We start from the raw sequence: 16,061 nt of genomic DNA, 5'->3' as shown, positions 1-16,061 counted from the left end.
CAAATCATCAGGTCAGGCTTGCTTCAGGCCTTCCCGCTCGAGGGCCGCCGCGAGCGCGGCATACTCCGGCAGCGAGAGCGTCTCGCCGCGGCGCACCGGGTCGATGCCCGTCTCCTGCAGGACGCGGGTCAGCTCCTCGCGCCGGTTTTTGCCGAGCCAGGACGACAGGTTGTTGTGGATCGTCTTGCGCCGCTGCGCGAAGCACGCCTGCACCGTGCGGAAGAAGAAGTCCTCGTCGGCCACCTCGACCGCAGGCTTGTCCCGCATCGCCAGCTTGATGACCGCCGAGTCGACGTTCGGCTGCGGGATGAACACCGTATGCGGCACGATGCAGACCAGCTCCGGCACCGCGTAGTACTGCACCGCCACGCTGAGGCTGCCGTAGGCTTTGGTGCCCGGCTTTGCCGCCATCCGCTCGGCGACCTCCTTCTGGATCATGACGACGATGTTCTCCAGCGGCAGCCGCTGCTCGAGCAGCTTCATCAGAATCGGCGTCGTCACGTAATAGGGCAGGTTGGCGACGACGCTGACCGCGCTCGTCTCCGCGAACTTGTCGCGGAACAGCTGCTGCAGGTCGAGCTCCAGCACGTCGGCATGCACGACCGAGACATGCTCCTCCGCTCCGAGCACCTCCTGCAGGATCGGGATGAGGCGCTGGTCGATCTCAACCGCGGCGACCGCTTTCGCCTGGCGGGCGAGCTGCTCGGTCAGGGCGCCGATGCCGGGACCGATCTCGAGCGCGCCTTTCGTCTTGTCGAGCCCTGCGGCCGACACGATCTTGTTCAGGATGTTCGGGTCGATCAGGAAGTTCTGGCCCAGGCTCTTCTTGAAGGAGAATCCGTGCCGCTCGATGATTTCCTTCGTCCTTCTCGGTGTCGCTACATCGGTCATGATCCGATTTCCTCCTTCATCTGCTCCAGCGCCTCGCGGAATTCCTTCCGGCTGATCCGGAAGCTTGCGCAGCGCTTCATGAACTGCTTGCCGTTGCAATAGCCGATGCCGAGCCGATTGCCCATGAGCAGCCGGCGCCGCGCGGCATCCGGATGGACGAGCAGCCCCGCCTCCATCAGATCGGCATGGGTGATTTCCGCCTCGCCCGCCGCTCCTTCCGTGCGCACGGTCGCAAGCGCGCGCCGCACCGCCTCCGGCGAAGCGTTCTCGACGCCGATGTCGCCGCGGTAGAGGGCGTCCTCCTGGGGCAGGAACGCATGCTTGCAGCCCGGGATCCGCTGCGAGACGATTTTGCGGATGCGCTCGCCGGCATGGTCGGGGTCGGTGAAGATGATGACGCCCCTCCGCTCCATCGCCAGCTCGATCCGGCGCAGCACCTCCTCGCCGATGGCCGAGCCGTTCGTCTCGATCGTATCGGCCTCGACGGCCCGCTTGATCGCCGCCGTATCGTCCTTGCCCTCCACCACGATGATTTCCTTGATCACTGGCTTGTCTCCTTTGATTCCGCTTGCTTGCGACAGGGTAAAAGATTACGACTAGCTTTAACCCTTTCGATGCCGCTTACTCCTCGCATATCCCTTATAAACGCCCAAAACGGGCCGCTGAAAGACAGCGGGCCCGCTCGCAAAAGATCAGCTCAGCTTCGGCTTGGTCGGTCCAAGGACATAGACCGTATAGCCGCGCTTCTTGCCGAATTTCTTCACGTAGGATTCACTTTCGTAGAACACATCGATTTTTTTGCCGTTGATCGCTCCGCCCGTATCTTCGGCGCGGCGGAAGCCGATCCCTTCTATATACACCCACCATCCCATCGGGATGACATCCGGGTCGACTGCAATGGTGCGCCCTTCGGAAACTTTGGCTCCGGAGGCGGTGATGCCGTAACCGGGATCGCCCTTGGATTTGCCTGTCGAGGCGAATCCGGCGGTATACGCGGTCAGGGTAACGTTAGTGAGCACTTTCTTGGCTTTGAGATTGAGACCGGATTTGGTCAGAGCAGTAGTTGGAGATGAGGATGCCGCGGTCAGGACCGCCGGCTTCGGTTTAGGCTTTTCCTTGGTTCCCACCGCCACGATTTTGCTGACGGCTGGTTTTTCCATGGATTTGGCGAGCAGAGTCTGTGTGACCAGTTTGCCGTCCTGGTACACCTTTTCGAAGGTTTTGACGAGTTGGCCGTTCTGGCCGGCCTTCACCATTTTGAGCTGCCCCTTTTCCAAGGTAGCGTCCTGCTTGCGGACAACGGTGAACGGAATGTCGTGCGTGGTCTTGACTTGCTGCTTGTCGATTCTCATGACGCGGATCGTCATGTTGGCTTTCAGCTTGCTTTCGGAGCTTGGGAATACTTTATCCTGCTCCCGTACGGCAATATTGGATTCCCCGATCGCCGCTTCCACGGTCTTTTTGGTGGTATTGACCTGCAAGGTCTTGCCGTCGGCAAGAATCGTCACCGGCACCGCCTGGTCGATCACGATGCGGTCGCCTTCCTGGAGCGCGGCGCCGAGCGGGATGGACAGCTCGTCATACGGTCCGACCGCGATCGCCTGCTCCTCCAGCAGCTGCTGGAGCGAGGAATGGCTCGTGCTTATGATTTTTTCTTGCCCGTTCAACACCAGAGAGACGCTTTTTTCCGACGTCCCTTTCAGCAATACCAAAAACATGAAAGTCATTGCGAGTGAGATCGTTATGCTAAGGACAATCAAACGCAGGTTGTCATGCTTCCATCGCCATTGGAAAGACTTGCTGGATGATCGTTGTACATGGGTTTCCTTTAAAGGGATAGCGCCCACTTCTTCGGTCCTCCTTACATAGCCCCGCCGCCTCGTGTTACGCATGATAATTCAAGACGCGACTATTTGGTTTTGTACGTGCCGAGCAGCACGCCGCTGGCCGCCTCGCCTCACCTCCACCGTTAACCCTATGTCGACGTATAATTCATTATTCAAACAAAAAGAAGCCGTCGACAGAGGATCTGTTTCGTGGCTTCCCGGGTTGGTCACGATCAGGTGGAAGTGGAGCACGAGGTTGATCTCTCTTATATGCGCTTACGAGGTTAGCTGACGGGTTCGGGCAAGAGAGCTGCCCTATCGGCTCAAGGACCCTGCTCGTGGTCCCGGCGAATTCACCCCTGGAAAAGCACAGCTTGTCTGGCGGTCAAGCGTCAACCCTTCGGTATGTACGGCTTGCGTCCCTTCTGCTGCGATGGTTCCCCCGCTCTCCCCGTCCGGGGAGATTAAGCGAATGATGAAAATCCTGCATCACTCAAAGCTCTGTGTTGAATCATACCGTTTCCTTCAAGCGATTGTAAAGACACGATAAAATCCTTTGAGACCCAAAATCGAGGGTTTTCTGGCGATGGCAGGCGTTTTCACCAAGGAAAGATCAATTTCTCTCGTCTGGAAGCCTTTTTTCAGCCGAAATCACGTCGTTTTAAGAAATTTGGAAACATTTTCTTGCATTTGCAGAGGTGATGGAAACGATTTCTTCAACAGTTCTTCCTTTTATTTCCGCCGCCGTTTCGGCTACGAGCGTGACGAACGAGGACTCGTTTCGCTTGCCCCGATGGGGGTGCGGAGCGAGGTATGGAGAGTCCGTTTCAAGGAGCAATCGATCCAGCGGCACTTGCGCGAGCACCTCTTTGGGAACCCTTGCATTTTTGAAGGTGACCGGCCCGCCGAAGGAAATGTAGAAGTTCATGTCGAGGCATTGCTTCGCCGTTTCCCAGCTGCCGGAGTAGCAGTGCATGATGCCTCCGACCTCGGCCGCCTTCTCCTCCCGCAGGATGCGGACGACATCCTCATGGGCGTCTCGATTATGGATGACGATCGGCTTGCGGCATCGCTTGGCGATCGCGATCTGGTCGCGGAACGCCTGCTGCTGAACCTCCTTCGGAGAGGTGTCCCAATAATAGTCGAGCCCGATCTCTCCGAGCGCGACGACCTTCGGATGGCTCATCAGCGACTCGACCCAGGCGAGATCGCCCTCGCGCAGATCGGCCGTGTCGGTCGGATGCCAGCCGACGATGGCATACACGAACGGATACGTTTCGGCAAGCTCCAGCGTCGTCGGGATCGTTTCCCGATTGAAGCCGACATTGAACATCAGCTCCACGCCTGCTTCCCGCGCGCGCTGGATCGCCTCGGCGCGGTCGTTGTCGAATTTAGGTGAGTCCATATGGGTGTGCGTGTCGATGATTCCTTTCATGGTTCGACTCCTTTCATGCCTCGCCGCCTCGCTCCAAGCCCAGCCGGGCCCGCGTCCGCGGCTGCAGCTTCTGCCGGATCCGTCCGGCTGCTTCTTCATCATAATAAAGACGGTAATGGCCCCGGTGCATGCCTGTAATGGAAGGAACGACATCGGAACGCAGCGAGATCTCCGTCACCGCTCCGCTCGGCTCGAGCAGCAGGATCGGAGGCTTGCCTCTTCCGCCTTCGGTCAAGCCCTCGGCCGCCGAACGATACACATGATAAGGAAGATCGTAAGGAAAATCAATTTCGAGCTCATACCCCGGGTCCATTCCGGCCGCCGCCAGCTCCTCGAAGCAGAGCTGCGCCTCTGATTCATGCTCTTTTTCGAAGGTTATATATTTGTACAATCTGCGATGTAGAAACCGGGAGCACAGCTGCGCCAGCAGCTTGTCCTCCTCCTCCGTCCATGCCGCGAACGCCGTCTGCACGAGCGCCTCGTCGAGCTTCAAGTAGGAGACGACGTCGAGCCTTCCTTGGAACAGCTTGACGATCGGATCCGGGATCCACCTGAACGGATAGCCCGAGCGGCACAGCTCCTGCGCACGGAGCAGGATCTTGCGGAGGATGATCTCCGAGCTGCGGGTCACCGGATGGAAATACACCTGCCAGTACATCTGATACCGGCTCATGAGATAATCCTCCACGGCATGCATCCCGCTGCCCTTGACGACAATCCGGCCCTGATGAGGCCGCAGCACGCGCAGAATCCGATCCAGATCGAACATGCCGTAGTTCGCGCCGGTAAAGTAAGCGTCCCTCAGCAGATAATCCATCCGATCCGCATCCATCTGGCTCGAGACGAGATTGACGACGATCGGCTTTTCGTAATTCTTGCGGATCACAGAAGCGACCTTGCGCGGAAAATCGGGCTCCACCGTGCTCAGAAGACGGTTCACTTCCGTCTTTCCCTCTATTATATGGCAGCTCCATTCCTCATGGTCGAACTCCATGACTTCTTCGATCGAGTGGGAGAACGGTCCATGGCCGAGATCATGCAGCAAAGCCGCGCACAGGCAGAGCAGCTTCTCCTCCCTCGGCCAGTCCGGGTACTCGCTCCGTTCGAATTGCGAGATGATGCGGCGGGTGATCTCGTACACGCCGAGGGAATGGCTGAACCGGCTATGCTCCGCTCCGTGAAAGGTCAGGTAGGTCGTGCCGAGCTGGCGGATTCTCCGCAGCCGCTGAAACTCCGGCGTATCGATCAGGTCCCAGATCAGTTGATCTTGCACGTAGATGTATTTATGGACAGGATCCTTGAATACTTTTTCCTCTTCCAGCCTCGTCATTGTCCCCACCCTGCTTTCTGTTCATAGTTTCGACAAAAAACCCAGGTTTTTGTCGAATAATGTCGCAAATATATTTCCAATTGAATCTTGCTTATAGTAAGATTACCTAGGTTAGAACCCCTTGTAGCGCCTGTCATGCCTTATTACACCGCGAATCGCGGCCAAAATGGCAGGTTGACTGTTTTGGGAATGGTTGGTATGATAGGGATCATAAAAAGTAGCTTTTTGTCGAATCATGACGATACATGAAACTTAGAAAGGGGTTAAGTTGCCCTATGATGAAGTCTACCGGAATTGTACGTAAAGTCGATGAGCTTGGACGCGTCGTCATCCCGATCGAACTGCGCCGCACCCTCGGAATCGGAGAAAAGGACGCCCTGGAGATCTACGTGGATGGAGAGCGCATCATGCTCAAGAAATACGAGCCTGCCTGCATCTTCTGCGGCAATGCGGAAAACGTCGCTTATTTCAAAGGAAAGATCGTCTGCAATTCCTGCCTGTCTGAAATGCCTTCCCCTGTGACAAAATAGAATAAATCAGGTATACTAGGTTTTAGCAACTTAACCCAAGGTATTTCTAACCTTTTTATACTCCTTCCTTGCCTTCCTGAACCGTTCGCGGTTCAGGAAGGTCCTTTTTTATTTACGCATGACTTCATTATAGACCTCGCGCTTGGACAGGCCCCGATCGGCGGCCGCCAGCTTGATGGCCTCCTTGCGGTCCTGGCCGAGACGCTCGTAATGCTCGACATGCCGCTCCAGCTCGAGCGCCTGCCACCATGGCGTACCGGCTACCGCTTCTACCGGCTCCCCTTCGGCGATGACGAGGCAGTATTCGCCCAGCGGCTCATGCTCCTCCAGATGCGCGATCAGCTCGGACAGCCTGCCCCGCGCCGCCTCCTCATGGCGCTTGGTCAGCTCGCGGATCATCGCGGCCTCCCGGTCGCCGAGACGCTCAAGCAGCACGGGCAGCGTCTTGCGGATGCGATGAGGCGATTCGTACAGCAGCAGCGTGCCCGGCAGCGCCTTCAGCGGCTCCAGCCATTTCTCCAGCGACTTCTTGTCCCGCGGTGGAAATCCGGCGAAGGTGAAGCGCTCCGTAGGCAAGCCCGACATGACGAGCGCCGACAAGGCAGCGTTCGCTCCCGGCACCGGCACGACCGGGATGCCCCGGGCAGCCGCGTCGCGGGCGAGATCGGCCCCCGGATCGGATATGGCCGGCATGCCGGCATCGCTGACCAGCGCGATGCTGCTCCCTTCCTCCAACAGCCGCAGCAGCTCCGGGCCGCTGCTGGCCTTGTTGTGCTCGTGATAGCTGACCAGGCGGTTTTCGATCTCGAAGCGGCTGAGCAGCTTTCGCGTCTGCCTCGTATCCTCCGCCGCGATCAGCGCGGCTTCCTTGAGGATGCGGATCGCCCGCATCGTCATGTCCTCCAGATTGCCGATCGGCGTCGCCACCAGGTACAGCGTTCCTTTATCCGTCGGTTCGAAGCTCTTCTGCAGCTGCATCCGGCTTTCCCCTTCCTTGTTGAAAATAAATCTCCATGATCTCCTCGCTGTAACTCCCGTCGTCCTTGTACACGATCAACGGCGGAAGCAGGCGCACGGACGGGCGCCCGCCGCGCACCGCCTCGATCAGCACCATATTGGCCTCCGAGCCGGCATGGGGATGGACGAAGCGGAGCCGCTTCGGCTCCAGCTTATGACGGGTCATGGCGGAGACGATCTCGATCAGCCGTCCCGGACGATGCACCATCGAGACTCGGCCGCCGGTCCGCAGCAGCCGCGCGCATTGCTCGACGATTTCTTCCAGCGTGCCGTTCATCTCATGGCGTGCCGCCGCCACATGCGGATTTTCGTTGCGGTCGCCGCTGGCCGGAGGCAGATAGGGCGGGTTGATCGTCACCGCGTCGTAGCTGCCGTAGCCGAGCGGCTTGGCCAGCTGCCGCAGATCGCCTTCGACGATGCGGATCCGCTTTTCGAGCCCGTTGAGGGCGACGCTCCGCCGCGCCATATCCGCAAGGCGCGGCTGGATCTCTACCGCGTCGATGCCGGCCTCGGTGCGAGTCGAGAGCAGCAGCGGCACGACGCCGTTGCCGGTGCATAGATCGACGATGCGGCCGCGCTTCGGGACGCCGGCGAAGCGGGCCAGCAGCACCGCGTCCATCGAGAAGCTGAACACCTCCCGGCTTTGGATGATGCGGAGCCGGTGGGTCAGCAGATCATCCAGCCTTTCGCTGGGCAAAAGATCAGGCTCCATGATGCATAGCTTCTCCTTTCGGGAATGGAATGAAACGTCGCCCCATGACGACAAACAGGACCCGCATGCGGGTCCTGAGAGGGTTATTTGTTCAGGAAGGAGAGGCAGAACAAGCAATCTCCTTCGGTGCGCAGATGACCGTAGTTCACGTTGCAGATGTGGAAGCCCTCATGATAGAGGCGGGCCAGATTGTCATGCCCTTCCCCGACTGCCGGAACGTCCTCGCGATGGGCTTCATCCGGCAGGACGGCTGCCGTCGTAGCGGCTTGCGCCGCCCCGCCCGGACCGGCCTTGCGCCGTTCCCCGTGCGGATTGGTCTCTTTTTTGAGCACCTTGCGCAGCTGGCGGTTCTCGATCGTCAGCTGCTGGTTCGCTTCGAGCAGCTGCTTGACGCTGAGCTTCAGCTCCCCCAGCTCGCGATGGAATTCGCCAACCGTCGCTTCAAGCTCCTCCAAATGCAGGAAAAGATCCTTATTGTCCAAGAACTCACACCCCAGAGCTTTGCTGCAAATCATTCAAGCCCGGCTGGAGCCGGCCTTACTTGACTACAACCTCGTCGATCGGCATTTCCTTCGGACGTCCGCCTTGATCGAAGAGCTGAACGAACACCTTCTTGGACGAGGCATTGATGCCGGTGACGCGCCCCTCTCCGTGCGAAGTGACGACCGTCTTTCCGACGGAGGGCATTTCTTCCCGGATGCTCTCGTAGTTATCATGCTCAAATTTCAAGCAGCACATCAGCCTGCCGCACAAACCGGAAATCTTGGTCGGATTGAGCGAGAGGCTCTGATCCTTGGCCATCTTGATGGACACCGGATCGAAGTCGCCCAGCCAGGACGAGCAGCAGAGCACGCGTCCGCAAGGCCCGATGCCGCCCAGCATCTTGGCCTCGTCGCGGACTCCGATCTGCCTCAGCTCGATCCGGGTCCGGAACACGCTGGCCAGATCCTTGACGAGCTCGCGGAAGTCGATCCGGCCTTCGGCCGTGAAGTAAAAAATGATCTTGTTGCGATCGAACGTAAATTCGACATCGACCAGCTTCATCTTGAGGCCGTGCGCGCGGATCTTGTCCAAGCAAGTCGCGAAGGCGTTCTGGGCGGCGCCACGGTTCTCTTCCACGACTTTGGCGTCCTGCTCGCTGGCGATGCGAATGACTTTTTTAAGCGGGAGAACTACGTCTGATTCGTCTACTTGTTTCTGTCCGACTACGACTTTGCCGTATTCCACACCCCGGGCCGTTTCCACAATGACATGATGGTCCGTTCCTACGGGATGATCGACGGGATCAAAGTAATAGATCTTGCCCGCTTTTTTGAAGCGGACACCGACGACATTATACAAGGATTAACCCTCCTGTAGACGTACCATTAATTGCTCGAGGGCAAGCTGGGGAGCGACATTCGCCTTGATCATCCCCGCTGCCCGCATCGTATGCTCCATGCACGACACCCAGTAGGCTGCCGGCTTCGTGAAGGCATGGGCGCTTATCCAATCCAGCTGATCTATGAAAACCATCTTGTCAGACCGTCCGGCCTGAAAATGAATCATGTCTCTATACCATAACACCAATAAGGACAAAAGCAGCTGCGGATCGGCACCCAGGTCTGTCTTGGACAGGCGCTGCTGAACGGTGACCAGAGCCGCAGTGAATCGAGACAAGCTCTCCTTGCCTAATTGTATCACTACATTTCGGATTTCTGCAAACCCAACTTGCGCCGCCAAAGCCCTTGAAGCGTCCTTGCCGGAGGCCAGATGGACGGCCGCTCGAGCGAGCAGCGGAGGCTCTCCTGCGGCGATCAGCTGCTCCAGCATCTCCTCCGTGGAATAGGGGAGGAACGGCACCGGCTGGCTGCGGGAAGCGATCGTCGGAAGCACCGAGCCGGGATGCGTCGCCAGCAGGATCGCCACCGTCGGCGAGACCGGCTCCTCCAGAAACTTCAGCAGGCTGTTGGCGGCCTGCGGCGTCATGGCATCGGCTTTTTCGATGAGGTAGACCTTGCGGCTGCCGGCATCGGCCGTCCGATAGGACATCTCCCGCTGAAGCTCCTGGATCTGGCCAAGCTTGACCGACTGGCCGTCCGGCGCGATGCGGTGCAGATCCGGCTGGTTGCCATGCTCGAACTTGCGGCATTCGAGGCACTCCCCGCAGGCGTCGTCGCCGCCGGAAGAGCAAAAAAGCGCCTGCGCGAACGCGAGCGCCGTCTGCAGCTTGCCGGTGCCGTTCGGCCCGGCGAACAAATACGCATGGGACACCTTGCCGGTGCGCAGCGCATGCTGAAGAATCTGCTTGGCCTTGCCCTGGCCGGGGATATCGGAAAGTTTCACGGATCGAATCCTTTCTATTAAAAGAGCAGATTGATAAGCAGGCCGCGGATGTCGCCTACGCTCTGCAGCAGCTGCATGCGTCCCTGCTCCGTCTGCAGCAGCTCCTCCGCCATCGCGAGCAGGCTGTCGTCGACCTCGTCGAGCAGCTTATGCCGCTTGATCCGGCCTCTGCGGTCCATGCTGCGCACGTCCTTGATGCCGACGCCGCGCCGCACCGTCAGCTCGAGGAACTGCTTGACCATCGCCTTGTACGTCTGCAGCTCGCGCACGGTCATGGAGCGGGCGAGCCGATCGCCCTGCGCCTGGATGTCCTGCAGCTTCTGCTGCAGCTCCTCGCGCGTCCGGCTGCCGTTCTGCTGCTGCATGACATCGGCGAACGACTTCGGCTGCACCGCCCGGCCCGCTCCACCGCCCGACACGCGGTCCTGTCCGAGCGCGCGGTATCCTGGATCGATCTTCATGGCCTACCGTCTCCTGTCAGAAGTGTTCGAAGCGCTCGACCGGAAGCACGAACACCGCCGCGCCCCCCACCTGGACCTCGACGGGGAAAGGAATATACGAATCCGTCGTGCCGCCCATCGGCGACACCGGAGTGACGAGCTGGTCGCGCACCTTGCAGTTGGAGCGGATGCAATGAAGCACCTCATGCACCCGTTCATCCTCGATTCCGATCATGAACGTCGTGTTGCCGGCCTTGAGGAAGCCTCCTGTGCTGGCCAGCTTGGTCGCCCGGAAGCCTGCGCTTACCAAGGCGTTGGAAAGGCGGTTGCTGTCTTTATCCTGTACGACGGCGATGACGAGCTTCATCCTCATCCCTCCAGATCATATTTGGGTTAAAAATTCGACATGCTTCCCAAGGATTCCTGCTGTCGGGGCCAAAGGACCCGCATCGCCTCATCCCGAATCGAATCGGGCGTCAAAGAGGCGTCCAGCCGGAAAATGCGGCGCGGCTCCTGCTCGAAGAGCAGCCGATAGCCCTCTCGGACGCGGCGGTGGAACGACTCCGCCTCGAGGTCAAGCCGATTGACCTCCCGCTCGCTCGAAGCCGCGATCCGCGCAAGGCCGAGCTCGGGCGGCAAGTCGAGCCATAGCGTCGCGTCGGGCATCCACTCGCCGATCGCATAACGGTTGATTCCGCGGACCTCCTCGATGCCGAGCCCCCGGGCATAGCCTTGATACGCGAGGCTGCTGTCGATGAAGCGGTCGCAGATGACCCATTGCCCCGCTTCAAGCGCAGGCACGACCTTTTCGACGAGATGCTGCCTGCGGGCGGCCGCGTACAGCAGCGCCTCCGTGCGGGCATCCATGCTCGTATGGGCCTTGTCGAGGATGACCGAACGGATCCTCTCCGCGATCGGAATTCCTCCCGGCTCGCGGGTCGTCAGCACGGACTGCCCTTTCGCCTGCAGCTCCGCCGCGAGGGAGCGGATCAGCGTCGTCTTGCCCGCTCCTTCTCCGCCCTCTATTGTAATGAAGGTTCCTTTAGACACGTTCATGCTCCCTGCATCTGGTTTCCCTTTATCATACCATAGATCGGGCGCGAAACCGCGCGGCTCCGCCGAAAGGCTTATTGTCGCCTTACCCGGATCCAGCCTCGTTCAGACGCATTTTTACCCTGAAACCTCGCTTCTTTCAGCCGCTGCATGCTTGCGATTGCCCGATCCGTAAGCGGCTCTCCCTCCAGCACGAGCGGTATTCCCGGCGGGTAGGGAATGATCGTCTCGGCGCTGATGCGGCCAGCTGCCTCCAGCAGCGGCACCAGCTCGGTTTCCCTTTCCTCCGGCGGGAAGCGTTCCAGCCTGGTCGGCTTGGAGAAAAGAAAGGCAGGCTCGTTCGAGCCGGCCTCGGCATCATCTCCGGAGGCCGCTTCTGCGCCATGCGCCTGTTCGCTATCCGTATCCGATTCGTCATCCCGCGCCTCTGCGCGGCCGAAGGCTCTTTCCACCGCGGACAATCCCTCGTCTACGAGCGCTTCCAGCTCCGCAAGAGCGGCCAGGAGCCGCTCCGCTTCCTCGATGCCGGTACGCGCGCCGACGAGCAGCACGACATAGGACTCGTCGGCCATCTCCGCCCAGATGCCCCGTTCCTCCAGCTGCCGCAGCAGCTCGAAGCCTTGGATTCCGCCCAGCCGGTCATGAACGATTAGTCGCAGCGGGTCCGTGCGAATCTCCCCGTCCTCAAGAAGATCCTCCGCAAGCCCCCATCGCGCGCTTCGGCGAATGCCGCTGCGGATCGCCGCCGCAGCCTCCAGGCCGGGAGCGAACCACTCTTCCCCGTGCTCATCGAGCAGTCCGCGCGCGAGATCGAGCGAAGCCATAATCGGGTACGATGGAGAGGAGCTCTGCAGCGCGGCGAGCATCGCCTTCACCTTCCGTCGATCCAGCCTCTCTCCCTGCATGTGCAGCATCGCCCCCATCGTCATCGCGTGAAGCGTCTTGTGCGTCGACTGGACGACGGCATCCGCGCCGGCCTGCAGCGCTCCTGACGGCAAGCTCGGGTGAAGGCCATAATGCGCGCCATGGGCCTCGTCTACGAGCAGCAAGCATCCGGTCCGATGAACGAGCTCCGCATAAGGATGCAGGTCGCGCGACCAGCCGTAATAGCTCGGGGTGCTGAGAAAAAGCGCCTTGGCCTGAGGCCAGCTGCGAAGCGCTTGTTCGACCGCTGCCAGCTCGGGCAGCTCCATCAGGCCGCTTGCCGTCTCGATGCGCGGCTCCAGAAAGACGGCTTCCGCGCCGCTCAGCCGGATGCCGTTCAAGACAGATTTATGGACATTGCGCTGGACCAGCACGATATCCCCTGGCCCCGTGCAGCCGAGCAGAAGAGCGAGATTGCCGGCCGTGCTTCCTCCGACGAGGAACGCCGTCTCCTCGGCTCCGAAGCGGCGGGCAGCAAGCTGCTGCCCCTGCTCGATGGCTCCGGACGGATCATGCAGGTCGTCCGTATCGCTCAGCTCCGTCACATCCATAGGCAGCAGTCCGCCTAGGGCGGCTAGGAACGATGGCGCTCCGTCGTCGCTCTCGTCGTTCCAGCGTTCCGATGCCGCCAGCGATCTCGCGATTCCTTTGTGGCCAGGGACATGAAAAGACAAGGGCCGGGCAGCGGCGTGCCGCTGCAGCATGTCTACGATCGGCATCATTCTCTTCAAAGAAACGGCTTCCTTTCCCGCTCAACGGATCTTTTTCTTCATTGTAGCGGTCCGCCCGTCCAAAAAAAAGCTCCCGCCGTTCATGGCGGAAGCTCAAGCATTTTTATGGATCCAGATCTGTCTCATCTGATGGACGTAGAACGGATATTTCTCATCCAGCACATCGGTTTGCACCATTTCCCTCTCGCAGCTCCCGCATATGAATTCAGTCACGATTCGCAATCCTTGGTCATGGGGTTTCAGCTCGCCGCATACGATGCAGTTGCACATGGCTTCCTCATGCATCACCCATCCGCCTTTCTTTCCTTGCAATGATAGTAGCATTATGCCCTTCATTCTAGCAATTCATACCTGCGCTTCGCTATAATAAGCAGGAAGATGACATCAGCCCATCCGCGCTTCTATAAGATATGCCGCTCCTCGCCAAGGGTGATTGGCGCATCGGGTCCACGGCTGGCGCCGTTCCGAGCAGACGGGCTTCATTCCAAGGAGGATTCCATGTTCCAGCCTCTATCCGAGCAGAAGGAAGCGACCATCTATCAATATAAGCTTGTCCGCAAGCTAGCCTTCGAGCAAGGCTTTCAGCGGTTCTACTACATCTCCGGCGCGACCCTTGCGCTCGCGCTGCTTATCGCCGACCCTTGGCCGTCGCTGCTCGGCCTGATGACGGGCTTTATGTTGATTCCCGCCATGCATGCGGCCATTATCCGCATGGCTCTCCTACGCAGGCATTCGCTGGAGTCCACTTCCCGCCGCTGGCAATGGAGATGGAAGCTTCCCTTTCCCGGCTATATGCCGGTGCTGCCGATGGAACTGTCCGTTTTCCAGCGGCTTCAGCTCCACAAGCTTTGGATCGGAGCCTGCGCCATCGGAGCTTTCTACCCGTGGCTGTCTCCATGGCTGCTCTCCGCTTATCTGCTGCTGCATCTATGGCTGCTGGCTCCGCTCGTCTATGCCATCGTCCGCCTCCATAAGGAGAACAGGGACGGCGTCATCAAGCTCCCCTTCGAGGAGCCGTTCTTCTCTTACTATCATCGTTAGATCAGGCCGATGCCTGGTCTTCTTTTATATAACCTGAAGAAGATCGAATGAAGCCTGGTCCATGCAAAGGCCGCCGCATCCGAAGATGCGGCGGCTCGTGGTTGCAAGTGCTTGGCGACGTCCTACTCTCCCAGGACCCTGCGGTCCAAGTACCATCGGCGCTGGAAGGCTTAACGGTCGTGTTCGGGATGGGTACGCGTGGTTCCCTTCCGCCATCGCCACCAAACGTCCTGCTTGCTCAAGGCGTAGGCTTGCGCCCTGAAAACTGGATCGAACGAAATGCCGTGCTGACCGGCTGTTTCTTGCTGGAGTAGGATAAGCCCTCGACCGATTAGTACTCGTCAGCTGCACACGTTGCCGCGCTTCCACCTCGAGCCTATCGACCTGGTCGTCTTCCAGGGGTCTTACATACTGGGAAATCTCATCTTGAGGGGGGCTTCGCGCTTAGATGCTTTCAGCGCTTATCCCGTCCGTACGTAGCTACCCAGCGGTGCTCCTGGCGGAACAACTGGTACACCAGCGGTACGTCCATCCCGGTCCTCTCGTACTAAGGACAGCTCCTCTCAAATTTCCTACGCCCACGACAGATAGGGACCGAACTGTCTCACGACGTTCTGAACCCAGCTCGCGTACCGCTTTAATGGGCGAACAGCCCAACCCTTGGGACCTACTTCAGCCCCAGGATGCGATGAGCCGACATCGAGGTGCCAAACCTCCCCGTCGATGTGGACTCTTGGGGGAGATAAGCCTGTTATCCCCAGGGTAGCTTTTATCCGTTGAGCGATGGCCCTTCCATTCGGTACCACCGGATCACTAAGCCCGACTTTCGTCCCTGCTCGACTTGTTGGTCTCGCAGTCAAGCTCCCTTATGCCTTTGCACGCTTCGAATGATTTCCAACCATTCTGAGGGAACCTTTGGGCGCCTCCGTTACATTTTAGGAGGCGACCGCCCCAGTCAAACTGCCCGCCTGACACGGTCCCTTCACCGGCTTCACGGTGACAGGTTAGAACTCCGATACGATCAGGGTGGTATCCCAACGGCGCCTCCTCCGAAGCTGGCGCTCCGGCTTCCTAGGCTCCCACCTATCCTGTACAGATCGTACCAAAGTCCAATATCAAGCTGCAGTAAAGCTCCATGGGGTCTTTCCGTCTTGTCGCGGGTAACCTGCATCTTCACAGGTAGTAAAATTTCACCGGATCTCTCGTTGAGACAGCGCCCAAGTCGTTACGCCATTCGTGCGGGTCAGAATTTACCTGACAAGGAATTTCGCTACCTTAGGACCGTTATAGTTACGGCCGCCGTTTACTGGGGCTTCGGTTCACAGCTTCGGGTTGCCCCTAACCGCTCCCCTTAACCTTCCAGCACCGGGCAGGCGTCAGCCCGTATACTTCGCCTTACGGCTTCGCACAGACCTGTGTTTTTTGCTAAACAGTCGCTTGGGCCTTTTCACTGCGGCCCCCTCGGGCTATTCACCCTACCGAGGCACCCCTTCTCCCGAAGTTACGGGGTCATGTTGCCGAGTTCCTTAACGAGAGTTACTCCGCGCGCCTTAGCATGCTCTGCTCGCCTACCTGTGTCGGTTTGCGGTACGGGCACCTTCGCCTGGCTAGAAGCTTTTCTTGGCAGCTGGAGATCATGACCTTCGGTACTGTAAGTTTCCCTCCCCATCACAGCCCAGCCTTACGGTTTGCGGATTTGCCAACAAACCAGCCTCACTGCTTGGACGGACACATCCATCGGTCCGCGTCACTACCCTTCTGCGTCACTCCATCGCTCATAACGGCTTACGGTGGTACAGGAATATC

Annotated in this window: 17 protein-coding genes, 2 rRNA genes and 1 riboswitch (1 of these 20 running past the window's edge); of the genes, 2 read left to right on the top strand and 17 right to left on the bottom strand. The window is 59.2% G+C overall.

All coding sequences use genetic code 11. The annotated features are described in order from the left end of the window. Positions 1 to 12 precede the first annotated feature (12 nt). From rsmA to GE073_RS00130, 5 genes are all read right to left on the bottom strand, one after another. On the bottom strand, positions 13 to 891 hold the full coding sequence (gene rsmA / locus GE073_RS00150) for a 16S rRNA (adenine(1518)-N(6)/adenine(1519)-N(6))-dimethyltransferase RsmA (protein ID WP_028598268.1): 879 nt from the start codon (positions 889 to 891) through the stop codon (positions 13 to 15). Then, on the bottom strand, positions 888 to 1,436 hold the full coding sequence (gene rnmV / locus GE073_RS00145) for a ribonuclease M5 (protein ID WP_153782511.1): 549 nt from the start codon (positions 1,434 to 1,436) through the stop codon (positions 888 to 890). The genes rsmA and rnmV overlap by 4 nt, the downstream gene beginning before the upstream one ends. A gap of 147 nt (positions 1,437 to 1,583) precedes the next feature. Continuing rightward, positions 1,584 to 2,738: a resuscitation-promoting factor gene (locus tag GE073_RS00140; RefSeq protein ID WP_228551210.1), complete on the bottom strand. Its 1,155-nt coding sequence runs from the start codon at positions 2,736 to 2,738 to the stop codon at positions 1,584 to 1,586. 237 nt (positions 2,739 to 2,975) lie between these two features. Next, positions 2,976 to 3,198: riboswitch (cyclic di-AMP (ydaO/yuaA leader) on the bottom strand. Between the two features lie 180 nt (positions 3,199 to 3,378). Continuing rightward, positions 3,379 to 4,152: a TatD family hydrolase gene (locus GE073_RS00135; RefSeq protein ID WP_153782509.1), complete on the bottom strand. Its 774-nt coding sequence runs from the start codon at positions 4,150 to 4,152 to the stop codon at positions 3,379 to 3,381. Positions 4,153 to 4,165: 13 nt separating this feature from the next. After that, positions 4,166 to 5,482 (bottom strand): HD domain-containing protein, encoded by a 1,317-nt coding sequence (locus tag GE073_RS00130; protein WP_153782508.1) that lies wholly within the window; start codon positions 5,480 to 5,482, stop codon positions 4,166 to 4,168. A 275-nt stretch (positions 5,483 to 5,757) separates the two neighbouring features. Between GE073_RS00130 and GE073_RS00125 the strand changes: the two genes are divergently transcribed. Continuing rightward, positions 5,758 to 6,012: an AbrB/MazE/SpoVT family DNA-binding domain-containing protein gene (locus GE073_RS00125; RefSeq protein WP_028598273.1), complete on the top strand. Its 255-nt coding sequence runs from the start codon at positions 5,758 to 5,760 to the stop codon at positions 6,010 to 6,012. Positions 6,013 to 6,120: 108 nt separating this feature from the next. Here the strand turns inward: GE073_RS00125 and rsmI are convergent, their stop codons facing one another. From rsmI to GE073_RS00075, 10 genes are all read right to left on the bottom strand, one after another. Next, entirely contained in the window at positions 6,121 to 6,990 is an 870-nt protein-coding gene (gene rsmI, locus GE073_RS00120) for a 16S rRNA (cytidine(1402)-2'-O)-methyltransferase (RefSeq protein WP_153782507.1), read from the bottom strand. Further along, on the bottom strand, positions 6,956 to 7,741 hold the full coding sequence (locus GE073_RS00115; protein ID WP_153782506.1) for a tRNA1(Val) (adenine(37)-N6)-methyltransferase: 786 nt from the start codon (positions 7,739 to 7,741) through the stop codon (positions 6,956 to 6,958). The genes rsmI and GE073_RS00115 overlap by 35 nt, the downstream gene beginning before the upstream one ends. A gap of 83 nt (positions 7,742 to 7,824) precedes the next feature. After that, a complete protein-coding gene (locus GE073_RS00110; protein WP_153782505.1) occupies positions 7,825 to 8,223 on the bottom strand; it encodes an initiation-control protein YabA in 399 nt (132 codons plus the stop codon). A gap of 55 nt (positions 8,224 to 8,278) precedes the next feature. Next, complete coding sequence (locus GE073_RS00105; protein ID WP_028598277.1) at positions 8,279 to 9,082, bottom strand: PSP1 domain-containing protein; 804 nt, start codon at positions 9,080 to 9,082, stop codon at positions 8,279 to 8,281. Positions 9,083 to 9,085: 3 nt separating this feature from the next. Next, positions 9,086 to 10,066, bottom strand: a complete 981-nt coding sequence (gene holB / locus GE073_RS00100; protein WP_101807358.1) for a DNA polymerase III subunit delta' — start codon at positions 10,064 to 10,066, stop codon at positions 9,086 to 9,088. 17 nt (positions 10,067 to 10,083) lie between these two features. Next, positions 10,084 to 10,527: a YaaR family protein gene (locus tag GE073_RS00095; RefSeq protein WP_101807359.1), complete on the bottom strand. Its 444-nt coding sequence runs from the start codon at positions 10,525 to 10,527 to the stop codon at positions 10,084 to 10,086. A gap of 16 nt (positions 10,528 to 10,543) precedes the next feature. Continuing rightward, complete coding sequence (locus GE073_RS00090; RefSeq protein WP_028598280.1) at positions 10,544 to 10,873, bottom strand: cyclic-di-AMP receptor; 330 nt, start codon at positions 10,871 to 10,873, stop codon at positions 10,544 to 10,546. A 26-nt stretch (positions 10,874 to 10,899) separates the two neighbouring features. Beyond that, the gene (gene tmk, locus GE073_RS00085; RefSeq protein WP_101807672.1) at positions 10,900 to 11,556 is read right to left on the bottom strand and encodes a dTMP kinase; all 657 of its coding nucleotides are present in this window, start codon (positions 11,554 to 11,556) and stop codon (positions 10,900 to 10,902) included. Between the two features lie 77 nt (positions 11,557 to 11,633). Beyond that, positions 11,634 to 13,205, bottom strand: coding sequence for an aminotransferase class I/II-fold pyridoxal phosphate-dependent enzyme (locus GE073_RS00080; RefSeq protein WP_153784620.1), 1,572 nt, complete (start codon positions 13,203 to 13,205; stop codon positions 11,634 to 11,636). Between the two features lie 102 nt (positions 13,206 to 13,307). Next, entirely contained in the window at positions 13,308 to 13,484 is a 177-nt protein-coding gene (locus GE073_RS00075) for a sigma factor G inhibitor Gin (RefSeq protein ID WP_323744212.1), read from the bottom strand. Positions 13,485 to 13,712: 228 nt separating this feature from the next. On the opposite strand from GE073_RS00075, the gene GE073_RS00070 reads away from it, so the two are divergent. Then, positions 13,713 to 14,255 (top strand): hypothetical protein, encoded by a 543-nt coding sequence (locus GE073_RS00070; RefSeq protein ID WP_101807360.1) that lies wholly within the window; start codon positions 13,713 to 13,715, stop codon positions 14,253 to 14,255. Between the two features lie 109 nt (positions 14,256 to 14,364). Here the strand turns inward: GE073_RS00070 and rrf are convergent. Together rrf and GE073_RS00060 are read right to left on the bottom strand one after the other, a co-directional pair. Further along, positions 14,365 to 14,481, bottom strand: a 5S ribosomal RNA gene (gene rrf, locus GE073_RS00065). Between the two features lie 85 nt (positions 14,482 to 14,566). Next, positions 14,567 to 16,061, bottom strand: a 23S ribosomal RNA gene (locus tag GE073_RS00060) (it continues 1,445 nt past the right edge of the window).

Source organism: Paenibacillus sp. B01 (assembly GCF_009649995.1).
Taxonomy (GTDB): Bacteria; Bacillota; Bacilli; order Paenibacillales; family Paenibacillaceae; genus Paenibacillus_O; species Paenibacillus_O pasadenensis.
Note: the sequence above shows the minus strand (reverse complement) of the source record. Positions and strands in the feature narration are given on the sequence as shown.